This is a genomic window from Bradyrhizobium sp. 61, from assembly GCF_023073075.1.
GTDB lineage: Bacteria > Pseudomonadota > Alphaproteobacteria > Rhizobiales > Xanthobacteraceae > Bradyrhizobium > Bradyrhizobium barranii.
Genome location: NZ_JADPIU010000084.1, coordinates 112,642 through 134,431 on the forward strand (window position 1 = coordinate 112,642; position 21,790 = coordinate 134,431).

16 protein-coding genes are annotated in these 21,790 nt (G+C 64.2%); 11 read left to right on the forward strand and 5 right to left on the reverse strand.

From position 1 onward, the window contains the following. The first annotated feature begins 264 nt into the window (after positions 1 to 264). Together IVB46_RS34060 and IVB46_RS34065 are read left to right on the forward strand one after the other, a co-directional pair. Positions 265 to 2,538 (forward strand): TonB-dependent siderophore receptor, encoded by a 2,274-nt coding sequence (locus IVB46_RS34060; protein WP_346016151.1) that lies wholly within the window; start codon positions 265 to 267, stop codon positions 2,536 to 2,538. Between the two features lie 10 nt (positions 2,539 to 2,548). Beyond that, positions 2,549 to 2,914, forward strand: a complete 366-nt coding sequence (locus tag IVB46_RS34065; RefSeq protein ID WP_247307890.1) for a hypothetical protein — start codon at positions 2,549 to 2,551, stop codon at positions 2,912 to 2,914. Between the two features lie 18 nt (positions 2,915 to 2,932). On the opposite strand, the gene IVB46_RS34070 is transcribed toward IVB46_RS34065, so the two are convergent. Beyond that, entirely contained in the window at positions 2,933 to 4,066 is a 1,134-nt protein-coding gene (locus tag IVB46_RS34070; protein WP_247307892.1) for a mandelate racemase/muconate lactonizing enzyme family protein, read from the reverse strand. Positions 4,067 to 4,088: 22 nt separating this feature from the next. Beyond that, the gene (locus tag IVB46_RS34075) at positions 4,089 to 5,546 is read right to left on the reverse strand and encodes a sensor histidine kinase (RefSeq protein WP_063984801.1); all 1,458 of its coding nucleotides are present in this window, start codon (positions 5,544 to 5,546) and stop codon (positions 4,089 to 4,091) included. A gap of 119 nt (positions 5,547 to 5,665) precedes the next feature. Between IVB46_RS34075 and IVB46_RS44965 the strand changes: the two genes are divergently transcribed. After that, positions 5,666 to 5,797 carry a hypothetical protein gene (locus IVB46_RS44965; protein ID WP_256468681.1) on the forward strand — a complete coding sequence of 44 codons (132 nt, stop codon included), beginning with the start codon at positions 5,666 to 5,668 and terminating at the stop codon, positions 5,795 to 5,797. 143 nt (positions 5,798 to 5,940) lie between these two features. Here IVB46_RS44965 and IVB46_RS34080 read toward each other — a convergent pair whose 3' ends face one another. After that, a complete protein-coding gene (locus IVB46_RS34080; protein ID WP_247307894.1) occupies positions 5,941 to 7,215 on the reverse strand; it encodes a serine hydrolase domain-containing protein in 1,275 nt (424 codons plus the stop codon). 162 nt (positions 7,216 to 7,377) lie between these two features. Between IVB46_RS34080 and IVB46_RS34085 the strand changes: the two genes are divergently transcribed. After that, positions 7,378 to 8,295, forward strand: coding sequence for an intradiol ring-cleavage dioxygenase (locus IVB46_RS34085; RefSeq protein WP_028157042.1), 918 nt, complete (start codon positions 7,378 to 7,380; stop codon positions 8,293 to 8,295). 747 nt (positions 8,296 to 9,042) lie between these two features. On the opposite strand, the gene IVB46_RS34090 is transcribed toward IVB46_RS34085, so the two are convergent. Next, a complete protein-coding gene (locus IVB46_RS34090) occupies positions 9,043 to 10,779 on the reverse strand; it encodes a bifunctional protein-serine/threonine kinase/phosphatase (RefSeq protein ID WP_247309085.1) in 1,737 nt (578 codons plus the stop codon). A gap of 55 nt (positions 10,780 to 10,834) precedes the next feature. Beyond that, positions 10,835 to 11,674 (reverse strand): formate/nitrite transporter family protein, encoded by an 840-nt coding sequence (locus tag IVB46_RS34095; protein ID WP_028146778.1) that lies wholly within the window; start codon positions 11,672 to 11,674, stop codon positions 10,835 to 10,837. Between the two features lie 674 nt (positions 11,675 to 12,348). On the opposite strand from IVB46_RS34095, the gene IVB46_RS34100 reads away from it, so the two are divergent. The 7 genes from IVB46_RS34100 to IVB46_RS34130 all read left to right on the forward strand — a co-directional run bounded on the left by IVB46_RS34100 (position 12,349) and on the right by IVB46_RS34130 (position 21,648). After that, the gene (locus IVB46_RS34100) at positions 12,349 to 13,662 is read left to right on the forward strand and encodes a CmpA/NrtA family ABC transporter substrate-binding protein (protein ID WP_247307896.1); all 1,314 of its coding nucleotides are present in this window, start codon (positions 12,349 to 12,351) and stop codon (positions 13,660 to 13,662) included. Between the two features lie 61 nt (positions 13,663 to 13,723). Next, positions 13,724 to 14,620, forward strand: a complete 897-nt coding sequence (gene ntrB / locus IVB46_RS34105; RefSeq protein WP_247344522.1) for a nitrate ABC transporter permease — start codon at positions 13,724 to 13,726, stop codon at positions 14,618 to 14,620. A gap of 13 nt (positions 14,621 to 14,633) precedes the next feature. Beyond that, positions 14,634 to 15,428 carry an ABC transporter ATP-binding protein gene (locus IVB46_RS34110; RefSeq protein WP_247307900.1) on the forward strand — a complete coding sequence of 265 codons (795 nt, stop codon included), beginning with the start codon at positions 14,634 to 14,636 and terminating at the stop codon, positions 15,426 to 15,428. Between the two features lie 336 nt (positions 15,429 to 15,764). Beyond that, positions 15,765 to 17,156, forward strand: a complete 1,392-nt coding sequence (locus tag IVB46_RS34115) for an MFS transporter (protein WP_247307902.1) — start codon at positions 15,765 to 15,767, stop codon at positions 17,154 to 17,156. 121 nt (positions 17,157 to 17,277) lie between these two features. Then, positions 17,278 to 17,706, forward strand: a complete 429-nt coding sequence (locus IVB46_RS34120) for a globin family protein (protein WP_063986572.1) — start codon at positions 17,278 to 17,280, stop codon at positions 17,704 to 17,706. A gap of 10 nt (positions 17,707 to 17,716) precedes the next feature. Continuing rightward, the gene (locus IVB46_RS34125) at positions 17,717 to 18,934 is read left to right on the forward strand and encodes an FAD-dependent oxidoreductase (protein ID WP_247307904.1); all 1,218 of its coding nucleotides are present in this window, start codon (positions 17,717 to 17,719) and stop codon (positions 18,932 to 18,934) included. A 14-nt stretch (positions 18,935 to 18,948) separates the two neighbouring features. After that, positions 18,949 to 21,648, forward strand: a complete 2,700-nt coding sequence (locus tag IVB46_RS34130) for a nitrate reductase (protein ID WP_247344526.1) — start codon at positions 18,949 to 18,951, stop codon at positions 21,646 to 21,648. Positions 21,649 to 21,790: the final 142 nt, after the last annotated feature.

Below are 21,790 nucleotides of genomic sequence, written 5' to 3' on the forward strand. Positions count from 1 at the left end.
GAGGGGTGGCGCGTCGCAGCACCAAGCGCCACATTCGACACCGTGGCCAAATGGTCAACCGCCTGCGCCTCAATTTAGAACTCTTACAAATTGGAGCGTGAGCGTAGAGAGGCTCGACCTATTCTAAATCCGATCTAATCCTCATCTAATTCTTCGCATTGCAGATGCGCCCCAGTTTGGGACCGCGAAGCCGTCTTTCAGAGCGGCACGCGAAGTTTTGGGGCGTTGCAGATGGAATTGGGTTGTTGGGCTGGCCGTAAGGCGTTGCGTAGTTTTCTGCTGTCGACGACGGCAGCGCTGTCATTCAGTGGCGGGCTGACGATGCAGGCCGGCCCGGCCTCTGCGCAGCAGGGGCAGGTGGCGGGAGCCTTGCCGTCAGTCGTCGTTTCCGCTCCGCAGCAGCGCGCCCGCCGGGCGCAGACCGCGGCCACCTCGCGCGCAGCGCGATCGAATCGCCGGACGGCCGTCGCACCGGTCGAGAAGAAGCCGCCGAGCGTCAACAACCAGGACGCGCGTACCGGCCAGAAGGGCTATGTCACGCGGAGCGTGACCAGCGCGACGAAGACCAATACGGCTCTCCTCAACGTGCCGCAGTCGGTGACGGTGCTGACGAAGGATTTCATCAGGGACCAGGCTTTCACCTCGATCGGCGAGGCGACCCGCTATGTGCCCGGCGTGATCTATCACCAGGGCGAATCGCATCGCGACGACCTCGTCATCCGCGGCCAGCGCAGCAACGCCGACTTCTACACCAACGGCATCCGCGACGACGTCCAGTATTTTCGCGACTTCTACAACATTCAGCGGCTCGAGGTCCTGAAGGGACCGAACGCGATGATCTTCGGTCGCGGCGGCGGCGGTGGCGTCGTCAACCGCGTACTCAAGGAGGCCGACGGTACGACCATTCGCGAGGTGACGGTCGGCGGCAATTCCTATCCCGGCGCCCGCGTGACCACCGACGTCGGCCAGGCGATCAACGAGAACTGGGCCTTCCGTCTCAACGCGATGTACGAAAACACGCAGAGCTATCGTGATTTCGTCAACCTCGAACGCTGGGCGATCAATCCTACCGCGACCTTTGCGCCGAACGACACCACGACGGTCAAGCTGAGCTACGAGCATCTGCACGACCGGCGTACCGTCGATCGCGGCATCCCCTCGCAGATCCGCCCCGGCAACGCCTTCCCGCGCTATCCCTACGATACGTCGCCGTCTGCGTTCTTCGGTAACCCCAACCTCAACTATGCGCTCGCCGATGTGGATATCGGAACCGCTGTCGTCGAGCACGATTTCGAGAACGGGTGGACGATCAAGAATTCGTCGCAGATCGCCAACTACGACAAGTTCTACCAGAACATCTATCCGGGCGGAGGAGCCAATTCCGGTGCGGTCAATGCCGCCGGAACCTCGAGCAATCTGCAAGCATACAACAACGAGACCGACCGGACGAATTACTTCAACCAGACCGATCTCACCTACAAATTCGGGACGGGCCCAATTCGTCACACCGTCGTCTTCGGCGCCGAGGTGGGCCGTCAGAACGGCCTGAACTACCGGCAGAGCGGGCTCTTCAATGGCGTATCGTCGACCATCACGATCGATCCGAGGAATCCGACGTCGTACGTTCCGGTCACTTTCGCCAATAACGGGGGTACCGATGCCAACAACACCTACAAGCTCAATCTCGGCGCCGTCTACGTCCAGGACCAGGTCGAGATCACGCGCTATCTGGAGCTGATCGGCGGCCTGCGGTTCGATCACTTCGACCTGACGTCGCGAGACCGCCGCACATTCGTCGAGCTCAACCGGGTCGATGATCTGGTGTCGCCACGCGTCGGTGTCCTGTTCAAGCCGCTCGAAAACCTGTCGATCTACGGCAGCTACAGCATCTCGTATCTGCCGAGCGCCGGCGACCAGTTCAGCGCTCTGACACCGGGCCTGGCCATCGCAGCGCCCGAGAAGTTCGTGAACAAGGAAGTCGGGCTCAAATACGACATCTTCCCGTTCCTGCAGTTCGCTACGGCGATCTACGAACTGGACCGGACCAATCAGCGCTTTGCCGATCCCAACAATGCGGGATTCTTCATCCTGAGCGGAGCCACCAAGACCCGCGGCCTCGAAGCGTCTCTGACAGGCTACGTGACGGACGCCTGGCAAATCACGGGCGGCTACGCTTACACGGATGCGCGGATCACCAGCAACAACTCCGCGACCATTGTCGCCGGCAACCGCGTGGGACTTGTGCCGTACAATACCTTTTCTCTCTGGAACAGGTATCAGTTCACGGAGCAGTGGGCCGCGGGCCTCGGTGTGATCCACTACTCGAACTTCTTCGCATCGTCCGACGACACCGTGCTGATTCCGGAGTTCACGCGGGTGGACGCCGCCGTGTTCTTCAGGCTCAACGAGACCTGGCGGGCCCAGCTCAACATCGAAAATCTCCTCGATCGAAAATACTATTCGACCGCCGACGGGAATAACAACATCACGCCGGGGTCTCCACGTGTGTTCAGATTGTCAGCCACGGCGAACTTCTGATGGTTTTGAGATGACACGCGCGAGTGGCCGAGCTGAAGGCAGGTCGACGGCACGCAAGAGCAATCGCGCCGCACAGGCGGCGCGACAGCGCTGCTTCGTGCTGGAGATCAACCAGAGGCCGGTTCTTGCATTCTCGGCCAGCTCACTGCGATCCGCCAAGGCGCGCGTGCAGGAAGCCTGGTTCGTCGAGGAATTGGAGAGCATGCGTTCAGGTGGGCGTCCTCTCCTGTGCCCGGATCATGTCCGACAGGTCAGGCTCGCGCTTCCCGCCGAGATTGCCGCGGTGGAACTTGGACGCGGCCTCGATGAGGCGCGCGGCGAGGACGCCAAATATGGCTTCGCGTTTCTCGTTCCGATCGACGTGCCGCCGAATTAACGGCGCCGACCGCTTTTTCTATTGAACCGCGAAGCGCGCGAGCGCCTCGCGGTCGATATCGATACCCAGCCCCGGTCTGTCAGGCACCCGCACGAAACCCTTCTGGTGCTCGATCGGCTCCTTCAAAATCGCCTGTCGGATTGGATGCTCGGTGCGGTCGAATTCGAGCATCGGCTCGATCGGCGCAAGCGAGGTCGGCGTGTGTGACGGCAGCACGGCGAGAAGCTGCAGCGAGGCCGCGATCGCGATCCCGGTGCCCCAGACATGCGGATTGTAGCGGATGCCGAACGCCTCGCTCATGTCGGCGATCTTCTTGCATTCGGAGAGGCCACCTGCCGCGCAGGTGTCGGGCTGGGCGATGTCCAGCGCATGCGATGCGAACAGGTCGCGGAAGCCGAAGCGGGTGAATTCGCATTCGCCGCCGGCGATGGGAATCGTCAGCGCGGATCGCACGGCGCGATAGCCCGCGACGTCTTCCGGCGGCACCGGCTCCTCGAACCAGCCGATGTCATCGCGCTCGATCATGCGGCCGAGCCGGATCGCCGCCACCGCGTCATAGGCGTGGTTCGCATCGACCATCAGCGCGACATCCGGGCCGATCGCCTCGCGCACCGAGCGCGTGACCGCGGCGTCCTCGGCGATGCCGAAGCCGACCTTCAGCTTCACGGCGCGGAAACCTTCCGCGGCGTAGCCGGCCGCTTCCTCCGGCAGGTATGTTAGCGGATCGCCTGATTTGCGCCGGTAGAGCCCGGTCGCATAGGCGGCCACCTCCTTGCGCGCGGCGCCGCCGAGAAGCTGATGCGCGGGCACACCGAAATGCTTGCCCTTGATGTCCCACAACGCGATGTCGATGCCGCTCAGGCCCTGGATCACGACGCCCTTCTGGCCGTGATCGCGCAAGCGGGCGTAGACCGTCTGCCACAGCACGTCGGTGCGCAGCGGATCCTCGCCGATCAGCCAGGGCGCGATGCTCTGCACCACCGCCGCCGTCATCCGCGCCGGCCCGTAGCATTCGCCCCAGCCGGTCAGACCGTCATCCGTCTCGATCTCGACCAGCATCGCGGTGCGCGTGTCGTACCAGGCGCGCGAATAGGCGAAGGGCTGCGAGAGCTTTGCTTCGAGGATGTGCGTGCGCACCTTGGTGATCTTCATCGTCGATGTTCCTTCAATCCGTTCACCGCGCCTCGTCCAGCACGCACGTCACCGTGCAGACGACGCCGCGTGGCAGGAAGTCGACCGTCGCCTCGCCGCCGAGCTGGTCGCGCGCGCTGCGCTCGATCAGGCGCGATCCGAAACCGCGCTGCACCGGCTCCGTCACCGGTGGTCCGCCGATCTCACTCCAGATCAGCCGCAGCCGGGGCTTCGGCGTGTCGGCGATGACCTCCCAGTCCAGCGTAACCCGGCCGGTCTCGTTCGACAGCGCGCCGTATTTCGCGGCGTTGGTGGCGATCTCGTGCACGATCATCGACAGCACCACGGCGAGCCGCGGCGACAGCGGCACGGCGGGGCCGGCCATGCGGATGCGACCGGGATTGCTCAGCAGGAACGGCTGGAGCACGCGCGCGATCACATCCCTCAGCTCCGATCCCGCCCATTTCTCCTGGCTCAGGAGATTGTGCGCCTCGGCGAGCGCACCGAGTCGTCCCTCGAACTTCGTCCGCTCGTCCCGGCTTGAACTTCGGAAGGTCTGCACTGCGATCGCCTGCATCAAGGCCAGCGTGTTCTTGACGCGATGGTTGAGCTCCTCGATCAGCAGATTGTGCAGCATCTCGCCGCGCGCGATCGTGGTCGCCATCCGTACCGCGAAGGTCAGGCCGGTCAGCAGCAGGATGCCGCCGATCAGGCTGGTGATCGCGATGTCGCGCCAGAGCGGGGCGATCAGCGATCTCTCGGCGACACCGGCCACGACCGTCCAGCCGGTCAGCCGCGATCTCGTATAGGCGGAGGACAGCGCGACGCCGTCGAGCGAAACGGTGGAGAGGGTCGCCTCCGGGGTCCGGGCCATCGCATCGTTCAGTGCGCCGGAGGCCTGCTTGCCGAACGTCTCGGCCGGATTGGGCGCGCGCGCGAACACGCGACCCTTGGTGTCCAGCAGCGACACCGTCCACTGATCGTTCGGCCGCTGCTGCTCGACCAGTTTCTGGAATGTCGCGATTGGCGGGCTGAAGGAGAGCGCGTAGACGACCTCATCGTTGCGCAGCACGGGAACTTCGACGGTCACGATCGGCCGGTTCTTGGTCGAGCCGGTGAACAGGTCGGAATATTGCGGTGACTTGCTCGCAAATACCCGCTCGACGATCTCGCGATTGTTGCGGGGCGGCAGGTTTGTCGTTTCACTCGTGACGGTCGAGAACAGCTGGTGCCCGCTCCCGTCCGCCACCAGCAGGACGCTGTCCTCGCCATATTGGCTGATGAACCCGGTTGCCAGCCGGCGGAAGTCGTCGAAGTCGCCGCTTTGCAGGGCGTTGCTGAGCGCCAGCACCTGCAAGCCGCCGGTCATTCGCTGCACTTCGGAATCGAGCACGAGGCGCATGCTTCGCACCGTCTCCAGCACGCGTCGTGTCGCGTCGCTGCGGTCCTGGCGATAGTTGGAATAGGCAATACCGACCGCAAAGACGATCAGCGGCAACATCGTTCCCGTGACCAGAAGAGCGAGCCGGACCGGCAGAGTGAGCTTTGACAAACGCGGGCGTCCCGGTTCCAGCGCCGAGGCGCCGGATTATGATTTTGGGGAGACCATACGGGTGAGACTTGCACCGCGCCACGGTTTTCGCGGCCGGCGAGCACGTCAGAGAGGGATTTTGCAGCGCGGTCGCGGGCGTCAAGTCGCGCACCGAGGCCGAAAGCGGCATGAAGACCGTCAAGGTCTGCACGTCCAACTGAGGAGGATGACGCAGTTCTGATTTTGTGGGCCGTGCCCGCCGTTCTGGTGCTCGGCGGCTGAATTTATCTGATCGGCCATATGCACTAGGCAACGACGGGCCCTCGCGATCGATCGCGAGGGCCCGTTCTTGTTGAGACGCAGATCAGAGATTGCTCTCGGTGATCGCGGCATAGACCATGCTGCGCAGTTCGCGCCGGAGCGGATAGGCGCTCGACGGCAGCACCTGCGTCATGAAGATGGTGATCAGCTCCTCGGCCGGGTCGATCCAGAACGAGGTCGTGGCCGCGCCGCCCCAATTATATTCGCCCGGGCTGCCGGCGATCAGCGTCTCCGCCGGCCGCATGGTCACGGCGAAGCCGAGACCGAAGCCGATGCCGTTATAGGTGGCTTCGGAGAACAGCGAACGCGATACCTCCGGCAGCGCGCGGCCGCCCGGAATGTGGTTGCTCGTCATCAGCGCGAGCGTCTTCGGCCCGAGCAGGCGGACGCCGCCCAGCTCGCCGCCATTGAGCAGCGCACGGCAGAAAGTGAGATAGTCGGCGACTGTCGAGCATAGTCCGCCGCCGCCCGAGATGAACGAGGGCGGGGACAGGAACGAGCTCTTGGTCGGGTCGTCCTGGAGCGTCAGGCCCTCGCGGCGCTGGCCGGCATGGAAGGTCATGCCGCCACCCGGATCGGCGGAGTAGCAGGCGGCGAAGCGATGCGCCTTGGCGGCCGGCACGTGAAAATCAGTGTCGGTCATGCCGAGCGGATCGAGGATGCGCGTTTTAAGGAACTGCTCGAAGGGAATCCCGGAGATCTTTCCGACGAGATAGCCGAGCACGTCGGTCGCCACCGAGTAGTTCCAGGATTCGCCCGGCGAGAACTCCAGCGGAATCTTTGCCAGCGCCTCGATCATGGTCTGCAGCGTGCCGGCTTTCTCGACCTCGCCGATCTTTTCGGTGCGATAGGCGGCATCGACGTTGGAGCGCTGCTGGAAGCCGTAGGTGAGACCGGCGGTGTGCCGCAGCAGGTCGACGATCAGCATCGGCCGGGACGGCGGCCGGGTCAGGAAGGCCGGCGCGGTGCCGGCGACGAACACGCCGACATCCTTCCATTCCGGAATGTATTTGGCGACGGGCTCGTCGATCGCGACGAGGCCTTGCTCGACCAGCATCATGAAGGCGACGCTGGTGAGCGGCTTGGTCATGGAATAGATGCGGTAGATGGTGTCGTCCTTGACCGGCGCCTTGCGCTCGACGTCGGCAAAGCCCTGCACCGAGCTGTGGGCGACCTTGCCGCGGCGGTAGACCAGCAGGTGCGTGCCCGGAAAGCGGCCGGCATCGATGTAGCGGCTCTTCAGATGCGCATCGACGCGGTCGAGCGCGGCCTTGGACATGCCGACGGATTCGGGCGAGGCGGGGGTAGGGGCGAGCATCAGTTCCTCCGGGGCGTTTTGTCGGAAAGTTGATAGCGAAATGCCGGCCCCATTCCAAGCCGGTTGCGCTTAACGCGGCCGGGCCTGCTGGTGTAGGCTGCACTCTGGAACGCCTCCAAGGAGCCCATCCGGGCCAACGAGAAAACTCAGGGCAAACGCACCATGACCCAGTTCAACGAGACCGAACTCACCGAAGCCGTCGTCAAGAGCTTCGACAATACGCCTGATCCGCGGGCAAAATTCCTGCTCCAGGAATTGGTGAAGTCGCTGCACGATTACGTGAGCAAGACCGGTCTCACCTTCGAGGAATGGGAATACGCCATCGATTTCCTGACCCGCACCGGCCACAAATGCACCGACACAAGGCAGGAGTTCATCCTGCTCTCCGACGTGCTCGGGGTCTCCATGCTGGTCGACGCCGTCAACCACAGGGATCGCGAGGGCGCCACCCAGACCACGGTGCTCGGCCCATTCTATGTCGGCGAGCACAAGGTCACGGCCCACGGCACCGACATCTCGCCGAACAATCAGACCGGCGAGCGGATGTTCGTGCAGAGCCGCGTCACCGACCTCAAGGGCAAGCCGCTCGCGGGTGTCCCCGTCGACGTATGGCACGCCGACGATGACGGCTTCTACGATTCACAGAAGCCGAACTACGACGAGGTCGGCGCCTCGGCGCGGGCGCGCTTCATCACCGACAGCGACGGCCGCTTCTTCTTCCGTACCATTTTGCCGTGCAGCTATCCTATTCCGACCGATGGCCCTGTCGGCGAGATGATCATGCAGACCAAGCGCCATCCGATGCGTCCCGCTCATGTGCACTTCCTCGTCAATGCGAAAGGCTATGAGCCGCTGATCACGCACGTCTTCATGGACGGCGACAAATATCTCGATTCCGACGTGGTGTTCGGGGTCAAGGACGACCTCGTCGCCAAGGTCGAGCCGCGCAACGACCCGGCGATGCCCGACGGCTCCAAGGCAAACGGGCAGTGGCACCTGATGACCTACGAATTTCACCTCAAGCCGGGCGGCGGCATGGCGCCGAAGCCGCTGGGCGTGAAGGCGGAGGAGCCGGCGTGAGGGCCCGCAGCTGGAGCGCACATTCGGCCGCTCGGTAGTCAGGGCGCGTGCGACGTCCGCTGTGCTTCTGGTAGCTGCGCAACAGCGGACCTCACTGGATGTCCGAGTTGGGCCAACAACAAACATACTGCGAACATAAAGAAGACGCGAGGCGAGCCGGCCTTAACGCCCCCGGAGCGTCCCGATTAAGCAGGTCGGATACCGCCTGTTCGTGCAGCGCGTGGGTTCACATGCCACTCCCTCCGCCACCGCCGCCGCCACCACCAGCTTGTCTGGACGCTTCGAGATTTCTGTCTAAACGACTGGGTTCATTAGGCGCGTAACCGAAAGCTCCCGGATAGCCCTTCTTCGATCCCATTGTTTGCAGCTCATGCAACGGAGCGTAGCCGGGGGCGCCCGGGTGATGTCTCTTAGAGATCTTATGCTGCAGACCAACTGCTTTGCCTGGTACACCCTGCGCAAGCGCGGCTGGTGCGGCGGCGATGAGAGCGGCGGCACAAAGTGCGATGATCGTTGTCTTCACTTTTCGGTCCTCCCTCCTTGAAACAAAAGAGCCCGCGTTGCGGATTCAACGCCGTCGCGACGGCATAGTCGAGCGCAAAAACGTCTAGCCGCAATCAACCTTTAAACCCGGCTAATCGCGCGATGTTTGGGCTATTTGGCCGATGTCGCATATGGGTCACCAGCGGCAATGCTCTGGCGAACGATAATGGTTCCACTTGGCCGCTAGAAGTGGACGTCTGCGCCCTATCGCCCGTGCAGCAGCGCCAGCAGCACGACGACTGCGCAAGCAAGCGCTGCCGTGGTCAGCTTCCAGAACATCAGCGGGCTGCGCTCCAAGAGCGGCGTGATCCGTGTGTCGAGATGGGCCGGATTGGGCGTGCGAAGCTCGAAGACGAATTCGGACAGATCCTCGTGCCGCTTGTAGGGATCCGGATGGAGCGCGCGCCTGAGCGCGCCGTCGACCCAGGCCGGCACGTTGCGATCGTCGCCGGCCGGGCGATATTGAAGTCTCCGCACGTCTGCCTTGCGCCGGATCCTGGCGATCTGGGTGCCATAGGGAAGCTTTCCCGTCAGCATCTGGTAGCAGATCACGGCCAGCGAAAACATGTCGGAGCGCGGCGAGCCGCCTTGCCCCAGAAAGTACTCCGGCGCCGTGTACTGGACCGTTCCCAGGATGTCGTCGGCCTCGTCTCGCGGCGCGGCTTCCGCGACGCCCGCGACCCTGACCGACCCGAAGTCGATGATCTTCGCGGTGCCCGTCTTGTCGATCAGGATGTTGTCGGGCCTGAGGTCCTGATGCAGCATTTCCATGCGGTGGAAGGCGCGCAGCCCCGCGGCGATCTGCTCGATGATACCGCGGACGGTTTCGAGGTCGGGGCGCGGATTGTCGGTCATCCACTGTTTCAGGGTCTGCCCTTCGACGAATTCGGTCGCGACGTAGAGGTAGCTGCGCCGTCTCGACTGTGACAGCGGCTTCAGCACGTGCGGGCTGTCGATCCGGCGCGCGATCCACTCCTCCATCAGGAAGCGCTTGAGATAGGCGGCGTTGTCGCGCAAGTCGATCGACGGCAGCTTTAGCGCGACCGGCTGGTCGGTCTCCACATCGACGGCGAGATAGATATGACTGCGGCTGCTGCCGTGGATTTCCCGGATAATCCTGTAACCGTCGAAGACTGCGCGCGACTCCGGCAGCGGCGGAAGCGGCAGCTGTGACGTCTGATTGAAGATACCGGACGGCTCGCGCTGCGGCACCGCGTCGATGCGCAGGATCTGGACGGTGATGTTGTCGTCGCTGCCGCGCCGGTAGGCTTCCTCGACGATCGCCTTTGCCGCGCCGTCGAGCTCGGCTGCGTGCTCGCCGAGTGCGCTGGTGATGAAACGCTGATCGACGAATTCATAGGCACCGTCGGTCGCCAGGATAAAGGTATCGCCGGCCTCGATCTCGAAAGTCTGGTAGTCGATCTCGAGCTGCGGATTGATGCCGAGCGCGCGGCCGAGATAGGTCTGCTCCGACGACACGATGATGCGGTGATCGTCGGTCAGTTGCTCGAGCGCCTTGCCGGCGACGCGGTAGACGCGACAGTCGCCGACATGGAAGATGTGCGCCGTGGTCGCCTTGATGACCATGGCGGTCAGGGTGCAGACATAGCCCTTGTCGCGATCATAGGCATATTGGCTCTTGCGCGTCTGCGCGTGCAGCCAGGAATTGGTCGCGTCCAGCACGCGGCGGGCGGAGGTCTTCACCGTCCAGGATTCCGACGTGCAGTAATAGTCCATCAGGAAGCTCTTGACCGCCGACTCGCTGGCGATCTGGCTCACCGTGCTGCTGGAGATGCCGTCGGCGAGAACGGCCGCGATGCCCTTCAGGCTGAGCAGCGGCTCTTCCGGAATCAGGACGCCGTGAAAATCCTGATTGACGGGCTTGCGCCCCTTGTCGGAGTGCTGGCCGACAGAGATCAGGAGTCCGCGGGTCATCGTCATCACCAGGCGAAGGGAGCCTCACCCTGGTCGGGCGAGGCTCCTCTGTCGAGACGTATCAGGCCGCAACGCGGGTCGGCGCGGCCTTGCCGGCCTGGCGCTTCGGCTTGGTCATGACGTGGGTGGCATAGAGGGTCATGCCGGTGAAGGCGAGGCCGCCGACGAGGTTGCCGAGCACGGTCGGGATCTCGTTCCAGATCAGATAGTCCATGATCGAGAACTTTGCGTGCAGCATCAGGCCCGACGGGAACAGGAACATGTTCACGACGGAATGCTCGAACACCATGTAGAAGAACAGCATGATGGGCATCCACATCGCGATGACCTTGCCGGGGACCGAGGTCGAGATCATGGCGCCGACGACGCCGGTCGAAACCATCCAGTTGCACAGCATGCCGCGCATGAACAGCGTCGCCATGCCGGCCGCGCCGTGCGCGGCATAGCCGAGCGTTCGGCCTTCGCCGATGTTTCCAATGGCCGCTCCGACCTTGTCGGGGTCTTGCGTGAAGCCGAACGTCGTCACGAAGGCCATCATGAAGGCGACGGTGAAGGCGCCGGCGAAGTTGCCGACGAAGACCAGGCCCCAGTTGCGCAGCACGCCGCCAAGCGTGACGCCGGGACGCTTGTCGATCAGGGCGAGCGGCGAGAGCACGAACACGCCGGTGAGCAGATCGAAGCCGAGCAGGTACAGCATGATGAAGCCGACGGGAAACAGTATCGCGCCGATCAGCGGCTGGCCGGTGTTCACGTTGATGGTGATGGCGAACCATGCGCCGAGTGCGAGGATGGCGCCGGCCATGAAGGCGCGGATGGCAGTATCCCGGGTGGACATGAAGATCTTGGACTCGCCCGCATCCACCATCTTGGTGACGAATTCCGAAGGCGCGAGATACGACATCAATGGTTCCTTTTGCTTCGTAAGTGAGATCGACACGCCCGAGAGAGCGCAGCTGAACATCATTGGCCGTGCGGACAGCTCTGCCGCGCACGAGGGCTATGGAAGGTTTGGAAGCCTTGGGAATCGCGTCACGAGGACTGAGCCGGGGAGGGCCGCGAAGCAGTTGAGCTTCCGGGATGCAGCCGCCAGAGGCTGCAACAATGCGGCGAGCCGCAGTCTTCGTTGACGTCGGTGAGGAAGCAAGTTGCGTGCCGTATGGGCGTGTTAGAAAAGGCTAGTGATATCAGACGGATGCTGCGCGCGTTCAGCTGACTTTTGCGGACGCACGGCCTTTTGCTTGGGCGGCTGCATAAGATTTGTGCGGCGCACAAGGAATGAGCAATCCGCAAATTCCGCGTGCGCAGCAAGCCTGCGACAGTCTGGCGCGGCATCAATAACCCATTCATTTTTCGACGTTTTTCGGAGTGGCGGGCTTGGCATGAAGCTTGAATCATTCAAGCCGACGCCATTGAAGCCGTCCCGCGAGACTTCTCATCCGATTTGCCGACGCCACCAGACGGGGGTCTCCCCCGCCATGCGTTCGCATGCGCCTCTTTCTGGCGTCACGGACGGACGGGCCGCTCGCGCGCACTGACGCCATCAATTCTGCAACGATGCAAAGGACGACACTGCCTATGACCAAGCGCACCCGCCAGCCCTCGGGCCTGAGCCGCCGTCAATTGTTGAAGGCCGCCGGCAGCACCGCCGCTCTTCTCGCCGCCGCCAAGCTGAATTTCCCCGCCGGCGCCTTCGCGCAGGACGCAGGCCCCGAGGTCAAGGGCGCCAAGCTCGGCTTCATCGCGTTGAGCGATGCCGGTCCGCTCTTCGTCGCCAAGGACAAGGGCCTGTTCGCCAAATACGGCGTGCCCGACACCGACGTGCAGAAGCAGGCCTCATGGGGCACCACGCGCGACAATCTCGTGCTCGGCTCGGAGGGGAACGGCATCGACGGTGCGCACATCCTGACCCCGATGCCGTATCTGATTTCCGCCGGCAAGGTGACGCAGAACAACCAGCCGACGCCGATGTACATTTTGGCGCGGCTCAATCTCGATGCGCAGTGCATCTCGGTCGCCAAGGAATATGCCGACCTCAAGGTCGGTGCCGACGCGTCGGTGCTGAAGGCGGCGTTCGAGAAGAAGAAGGCCGATGGCAAGTCGGCCAAGGTCGCGATGACCTTCCCGGGCGGCACACATGACCTCTGGGTCCGCTATTGGCTCGCCGCCGGCGGCATCGATCCCGACAAGGACGTCGAGACCATCACCGTGCCGCCGCCGCAGATGGTGGCGAACATGAAGGTCGGCACCATGGACGCGTTCTGCGTCGGCGAGCCCTGGCCCGGGCAGCTCGTGCATCAGGGCATCGGCTACACCGCCGTCAACACCGGCGAGATCTGGAGCAAGCATCCCGAAAAGTCGCTCGGCATGCGCGCGGCCTGGGTCGACAAGAACCCGAAGGCTGCCAAGGCGATCCTGATGGCCGTGATGGAGGCGCAGCAATGGGCCGACAAGATGGAGAACAAGGAAGAGCTCGCGACCATCATGGCGAAACGGCAGTGGATCAACTGCCCGGTCGAGGACATCGCCGATCGCGCCAAGGGCAAGTTCGACTACGGCAATGCCGGCAAGGTGGTCGAGAACTCACCGCACATCATGAAGTACTGGCGCGACTTCGCCTCCTATCCGTTCCGGAGCCATGATCTCTGGTTCATGACCGAGGACATCCGGTGGGGCAAATATGAAGCTTCCTTCGACAGCAAGGCGCTGATCGGCAAGGTCAACCGCGAAGACATGTGGCGCGATGCGGCCAAGACCCTCGGTGTCGCGGCTTCCGAGATCCCGGCCTCCACTTCGCGCGGCAAGGAGACCTTCTTCGACGGCAAGGTGTTCGATCCCGAAAATCCGGCTGCCTATCTGAAATCGCTCGCGATCAAGCGCGTCGAAGTCTGATGGAGCCCGCGGCCGCCGTCAGGCGGCCGCGTCGTCCTTTGAAGCCGGAGAGGGATTTTCAATGAACATGCCTGCCACGAAGATTGAGGTTGAGACCGCAACGCCTGCGGGTGCTTCCGCGCCGGTCGTCGCGATGACGCTCAAGCGTCCGCCGCGCAGCGAGGCCTACGCGCGTATGGCGAGGGAGACCGCCGTGCGCGTGATTCCGCCGCTGGTCGTGATCGCGCTGTTGACGCTGGTGTGGGAGCTGGTGTGCCGCCGCGCCGGCTCGGCGCTGCCGCCGCCGTCAAAGGTGTTCAAGGACACCAAGGAACTGATCTTCGATCCGTTCTTCGATCATGGTGGCATCGACAAGGGCCTGTTCTGGCATCTCTCTGCAAGCCTTCAGCGCGTCGCGCTCGGCTATTCGTTGTCGGCGATCGCCGGCATCGCGCTCGGCGTGCTGGTCGGGCAGTCGGTCTGGGCGATGCGCGGGCTCGATCCGCTGTTCCAGGTGCTGCGCACCATCCCGCCGCTCGCCTGGCTGCCGCTGTCGCTCGCGGCGTTCCGCGACGGCCAGCCATCGGCGATCTTCGTCATCTTCATCACCTCGATCTGGCCGATCATCATCAACACCGCGGTCGGTATCCGCAACATCCCGCAGGACTACCGCAACGTCGCCGCGGTGGTGCAGCTCAATCCGCTCGAGTTCTTCGGCAAGATCATGATCCCGGCGGCGGCGCCCTACATCTTCACGGGCCTTCGCATCGGCATCGGCCTGTCCTGGCTCGCCATCATCGCAGCCGAAATGCTGATCGGCGGCGTCGGCATCGGCTTCTTCATCTGGGACGCCTGGAATTCCTCGCAAATCAGCGAGATCATCCTGGCGCTGTTCTATGTCGGCATCGTCGGCTTCGTGCTCGACCGCCTGATCGCGGGCATCGGCAAGATCGTCACCCGCGGCACGGCGCAGAACTGAGGGAGAAGGGCACATGACCGCCTATCTGAAGCTCGACCATATCGACAAGGTCTTTACCCGCGGCGTCGCCAGCACGGAGGTGCTGAAGGACATCAACCTGACGATCGAGAAGGGCGAATACGTCTCGATCATCGGCCATTCCGGCTGCGGCAAGTCGACCCTGCTCAACATCATCGCGGGCCTGACCGGCGCCACCACCGGCGGCGTGCTGCTCGAGAACCGTGAGGTCAACTCGCCGGGGCCCGATCGCGCGGTAGTGTTCCAGAATCACAGCCTGCTGCCGTGGCTGACCGTCTACGAGAACGTCAAGCTCGGCGTCGACAAGGTCTTTGCCAGGACCAAGTCCCGCGCCGAACGCGACGCCTGGGTCATGCACAATCTCAACCTGGTGCAGATGGCCCACGCCAGGGACAAGCGTCCCTCGGAAATCTCCGGCGGCATGAAGCAGCGCGTCGGCATCGCCCGTGCGCTGGCGATGGAACCGAAGGTGCTGCTGCTCGACGAGCCGTTCGGCGCGCTCGACGCGCTGACCCGCGCGCATCTGCAGGACTCGGTGATGGCGCTGCATCAGAAGCTCGGCAACACCATTCTGATGATCACCCACGACGTCGACGAGGCGGTGCTGCTATCCGATCGCATCGTGATGATGACGAACGGGCCGAGCGCGCGCATCGGCGAGGTGCTGGAGGTGCCGCTCGCACGTCCCCGCAAGCGGCTCGATCTTGCGACCAACTCCACCTATTTGAAGTGCCGCCACCGCGTGCTCGAGTTCCTCTACGAGCGTCATCGCTTCGTCGAGGCCGCGTAAACCAAGGTTTAACGAGGATGATAAGCGCGCCTAAATAATCGACACCTCGCTCAATCCTTGTGCGCCGCACAAGGATTGAGCGAACCGCTAAATTTGCGAGCGAAATACGCCTGCAAGAACTTCGGGCAATGCGAACAAGCTCCTGAATTCCCTGTATTTCCCGTACGCGCGCAATTGGCACGGAAATTGAAATACCTTTTCCGACGCCAACGACGACGTCCCTCAACATCATCAATCAGCATCGTGAACTCGCCACCGGGGCATGGCCTCGGCGCGCGCCTCCGCGTGGAGGCTGAGCCTGCAACGACGCAGCGGTGAGCCAAGAAGGGATTATCAATGACGACGAATCCGACTCGAAATCCGACGTGGATTTCTGATTGGCGCCCCGAAGACGAGGCGTTCTGGAATGCGGGCGGCAAAGTGATCGCCCGGCGCAACCTGATCTGGTCGATCGTGGCCGAGCATATCGGCTTCTCCGTCTGGCTGATCTGGAGCATCGTCACCACCAAGCTGCCGCAGGCGGGCTTCCACTACACCACCGACCAGCTGTTCCAGCTCGTCGCGGTGCCAGGGCTGATCGGCGCATTGATGCGCTTCCCCTACACGTTCGCGGTCACCACCTTCGGCGGCCGCAACTGGACCATTTTCAGCGCGGCTGTCCTGTTCATCCCGACGCTGTCGCTGGCCTATTTCGTCAGCCAGCCCGACACCCCGTTCTGGCTGATGCTGCTGATCGCATCGACCGCGGGTCTCGGTGGCGGCAATTTCGCCTCCAGCATGACCAACATCTCCTTCTTCTTCCCTGACCGGATGAAGGGGTGGGCGCTGGGGCTGAACGCGGCCGGCGGCAATATCGGCGTCTCCAGCGTGCAGCTGCTGACCCCGATCCTGATGACGCTCGCGGTCATCAACCTGTTCCAGGCGTCCCCCGTCGACGGCATCTTCCTCCAGAACGCCGGCCTGATGTGGGTGCTGCCGATCGCGATCGCGGTGTTCGGCGCGGTGTTCTTCATGAACAACCTGACCACGGCCAAGTCGTCGATCAAGAACCAGCTTGCCGTGGTCAAGCGCAAGCACACCTGGATCATGGCGTATCTCTATATCGGAACGTTCGGATCCTTCATCGGCTACTCGGCGGCGTTCCCGCTGCTGATCAAGACGCAGTTTCCGGCGATCTCGATCTCGATCGCGTTCCTCGGGCCGCTGGTCGGTTCGTTGTCGCGACCGCTCGGCGGCTTGCTCGCCGACAAGATCGGCGGCTCCATCCTCACCTTCTGGAATTTCATCGCGATGGCGGGCGCCACCGTCGGCGTGCTCTACTTCGTCGGGCACAAGGACTTCACCGGCTTCCTTGCGATGTTCCTGATCCTGTTCGTGACGACGGGCATCGGCAACGGCTCGACCTACCGCATGATCCCCTCGATCTTCCGCGAGCAGAACCTGTTCAGGGTGCGCGGCAAGGGCGATGCGGCGCGCGCGGCGGCCTTGAAGACCGCGAGCATCGAGAGCGGTGCGGCGGTCGGCTTCATCGGCGCGATCGGCGCGGTCGGCGGCTATCTGATCCCGACCGGTTTCGGCAAGTCGATCGCCATGACCGGCGGCCCGTCGCTCGCGCTCGCGATCTATCTCGCTTTCTACGCCTCCTGCCTCGGACTGACCTGGTGGTTCTACCTGCGTCGCAGCCCGCAGGGTGAGGGCGCGTCAAGCCTCGCGGAAGCGCGAGTCTGAGTTTGGCACGAATGTCGCTTCTCCCCGTACGCGGGGAGAAGACTCTCTGATGACGTTTGACCCATGAACCTTGTTCGCAATGGCGCGGACAAAGGCAGACCGAAACAGATAGGAGAACATCATGACTTCAGAACAGATCACCCTCGTCCAGCAGAGCTTTTCCAAGGTCGCGCCGATTTCAGAGGCGGCCGCGGTGCTGTTCTACGATCGCCTGTTCGAGGTGGCGCCGTCCGTGCGCGCGATGTTTCCCGAGGACATGACCGAGCAGCGCAAGAAGCTGATGGGCATGCTCGCCGCCGTCGTCGGCGGACTGTCGAAGCTCGAGACGATTCTTCCCGCGGCCTCGGCGCTCGCCAAGCGTCACGTCGCCTATGGCGCCAAGGCCGAGCACTATCCGGTGGTCGGCGCGACCTTGCTGTGGACGCTGGAAAAGGGCCTCGGCGAGGCCTGGACGCCCGAACTCGCCACGGCCTGGACCGACGCCTATGGCGTGCTGTCCGGCTACATGATTTCCGAGGCCTACGGCGCACAGGCGCAGGCCGCCGAATAGGAGATGCCTTGTGAGTGAACCGCTGGTCATCGTCGGTAACGGTATGGCGGCCGCGCGTCTGGTCGACGAGCTCGCCAAGACCTCGCTCGGCCGCTACGCGGTCGCGGTGATCGGCGAAGAGCCGCGGCTCGCTTACAATCGCGTGCTGCTCTCCTCCGTGCTGGCCGGCGAGACCGGCTCGCACGAGATCGAGCTGAGACCGGCGGACTGGTGGCGCCATCGCGGCATCACGGTGCGCTACGGCTACCGCGTCACCGAGATCGACACCGGCCGCCGCGAGCTCAAGATCGAAGGTGAAGAGAGCGTGGAATATTCCAAGCTCGTGCTCGCCACCGGCTCGACGCCGCTGCGGCTCAACGTCCCCGGCGCCGATCTCACCGGGGTGCACACCTTTCGCGATACGCGCGACGTCGATCTGCTGCTGACGCTCGCTGCGGCGAAGAAGCGTGTCGTCGTGGTCGGCGGCGGCCTGCTCGGGCTCGAAGCGGCCTATGGCCTCGCGAAAGCCGGCGCGCCGGTGACGCTGCTGCACCTGATGGACCGGCTGATGGAGCGCCAGCTCGATCTGCCGGCGGCCGACCTGCTGAAGACGCTGGTCGAACGCAAGGGTATCCGCATCCTGCTCAACGCCTCCACCGCCCGCATTCACGGCGAGGGCCATGTCGAAGCCGTCGAGCTGGCCGACGGCACGCGCATCGAGGCGGATGCCGTGATCTTCGCCGCCGGCATCAGGCCGAATGTGGCGCTTGCCAAAGAGGCGGGCATCGCGGTCAACCGCGGTATCGTCGTCAACGACGAGATGCAGACGGCCTCTCCGGACATCTACGCGCTCGGCGAATGCGCCGAGCATCGCGGCACCTGCTATGGCCTGGTCGAGCCGGCCTACGAGCAGGCGCGCGTGCTGGCGCGGCATCTCGCCGGACGTCCCGCCGCCTATCAGGGCAGCGTGGTCTCGACCAATCTGAAGGTCTCCGGCGTCAGCGTCTTCTCCGCCGGCGACTTCATGGGCGGGGATGGCAGCGAGAGCCTGGTGCTGTCAGACCGCAGGCGCGGCACCTACAAGAAGCTCGTCATCGCCGACGGCCGGCTCACCGGCGCGGTGCTGATCGGCGATACCGTCGATGCGCTCTGGTATCTCGAGCTGATCCGCAATCGCGACAAGGTGACGGCGATCCGCACCGACATGATGTTCGGCCGCGCGCTGGCGCGTCCTTCCAAGGCGGCTTGATAAGGCAGCTCGATATGACGGCGATCGATCCCACGCTCCGCGCCACCAAGACGACCTGTCCCTATTGCGGCGTCGGCTGCGGCGTGCTGGCGACGCCCGACGGCAAGGGCGGGGCGGCGATCGCGGGCGACCCGGATCATCCCGCCAATTTCGGCCGGCTGTGCTCCAAGGGCTCCGCGCTCGGCGAGACCGTCGGGCTCGAGAGCCGGTTGCTCTATCCGATGATCCGCTGCAAGGGCGTGCTCGAACGCGTCGCCTGGAGCGATGCGCTCGACCACGTTGCCCACCGCATGCAGCACATCGTCGCGCGCGATGGCGCCGACGCGGTCGCGTTCTATCTCTCCGGCCAGCTTCTGACCGAGGACTATTACGTCGCCAACAAGCTGATGAAGGGCTTTGTCGGCACCGCCAATGTCGACACCAATTCGCGGCTCTGCATGTCGTCCTCGGTCGCCGGCCACCGCCGCGCCTTCGGCGCCGACACCGTGCCCGGCTGCTACGAGGATCTCGACCAGGCTGACTTGCTGGTCTTCGTCGGCTCGAATGCGGCCTGGTGCCACCCCGTGCTGTTCCAGCGCATGGTGAAGAACCGGCAGGAGCGCGGCGCACGCATGATCGTGATCGATCCGCGCCGGACCGACACGGCCAGCGACGTCGATCTGTTCCTCGGCCTCAAGCCCGGTACCGACACCGCCTTGTTCTCCGGCCTGTTCGTCCATCTCGCCGACAGCGGCGCGCTCGACCAGGATTACATCGCGCAGAACACGTCTGGCTTCGATGACGCGCTGGCGCGCGCGCGCAACATCGCCGGCAGTGTCACCGCGACCGCGCTGGCGACGGGCCTGTCCGAACAGGACGTCGCCGCCTTCTTCAAGATGTTCCGCGACACCGAGCGCGTCGTCACGCTCTATTCGCAGGGCGTCAACCAGTCGGCGCAGGGCACCGACAAGGTCAACGCGATCCTGAACTGCCATCTCGCCACGGGGCGCATCGGCAAGCCGGGCGCCTCGCCGTTCTCGCTCACCGGCCAGCCCAACGCGATGGGCGGCCGCGAGGTCGGCGGCCTCGCCAACCAGCTCGCCGCGCATATGAACTTCACGCCGCCCGACATCGACCGTGTCAGGCGGTTCTGGAAGGCGCCGCGCATCGCCACCCATGAAGGGTTGAAGGCGGTGCAGCTGTTCGAGGCGATCAACCGCGGCGAGGTCAAGGCGCTGTGGGTGATGGGCACCAACCCGGCGGTGTCATTGCCGGACGCGGACGTCGTGCGCGAAGCGCTGAAGAAGCTCGAGCTGTTCGTGGTCTCCGAGAACGTGCTCTCCAACGACACGGTCGAAGCCGGCCCGCACGTGCTGCTGCCCGCGCTCGCCTGGGGCGAGAAGTCGGGCACGGTGACCAACTCCGAACGCCGCATCTCGCGCCAGCGCTCGTTTCTGCCGGCGCCGGGCGAGGCGCGGCCGGACTGGTGGATTCTGAGCGAGACCGCAAAGCGGCTCGGCTTCGGCGACAGCTTCAACTACAAATCCGCCGCCGATATTTTCCGCGAGCATGCCGCGCTCTCTGCTTTCGAGAACGACGGCAGCCGCGATTTCGACATCGGCGCGCTGACCGCGCTCTCGGACGAGGCCTTCGACGCCTTGAAGCCGGTGCAGTGGCCGGCGCGCGAAGGCGAGGCGGCCCGCGAGCGCTTCTTCGCGAACGGCGGCTTCTTCACCAATGACGGCAAAGGCCGCTTCGTCGCGCCGGAGGTGCCGTCACTGCGCGGCGAGACCGGCCCGTCGCGCCCGCTGCGGCTCAACACCGGACGTATCCGCGACCAGTGGCACACCATGACGCGCACGGGTCTCAGCCAGCGTCTCGGCGCGCATCTGCCGGAGCCGTTCGTCGAGATCCACCCGGATGATGCCAGCAAATACGGCATCGCGCATGATGGCTACGCCCGCATCACCACCGATTACGGCCAGTGCATCCTGAAGGCCGTCGTCAGCGACCGTCAGCAGCGCGGCACGCTGTTCGCGCCGATCCACTGGAGCGCGATGAACGCCTCGCACGGCCGCGTCGGGGCGCTCGTGCAGTCCTTCACCGATCCGTTCTCGGGCCAGCCGGAGTCGAAAGCCACGCCGGCGGCGATCTCGCCTTATGAGTACGTCTTCCGCGGCTTTGCGCTGTCGCTCAAGCAGCTCGATCTGCCGCAGAACCTGATGTGGACCCGCGTCACGGTCGCCGGCGGCTTCGGCTATCTCTTCGCTGACAATGCGGATCTGTCGCGCTGGCCGGCCTGGCTCGACGGCGTCGCCGGCGAGGACGTCGCCGACTATCGCGACTTCGGCGGCGGCGTTTATCGCGCAGCCTCGTTCGCAGGCGACCGCATCGAGACCTGCCTGTTCGTCGGCCCCGCGCATGATGCCGGCGACTGGGAGGTGGTGAAGAGCCTGTTCGTGGCCGATCACGTCACCGACGAGCAGCGCCGCATGCTGCTGTCAGGCAAATCGACGGAGGGCGCGGCCTCGACCGGCCCCATCGTCTGCGCCTGCTTCGGCGTCGGCCGCGGTACCATCTGCGACACCATCGCGAGCGGCGCGCGCACGGCGGCCGAGATCGGCGCCAAGCTCAGGGCCGGCACCAATTGCGGGTCATGTATCCCCGAGCTGAAGCGGCTGATCGCGACGACGGAAGTGGCGCCGGCGAAGCAGGCGAAGGTCGCGGCGGGGTAGGTCCCTTTCTACGGGACTGCCTCGTGCCCCGGACGCTGCGCAGCACGAAGTGATGCGCTGCAGAGCCGGGGCCCATCTAAAGCAGAGTGTTTGGCCTTTCTGGGTCCCGGCTCTGCGCAGCAGCGTTTCACGCTGCAGCGCG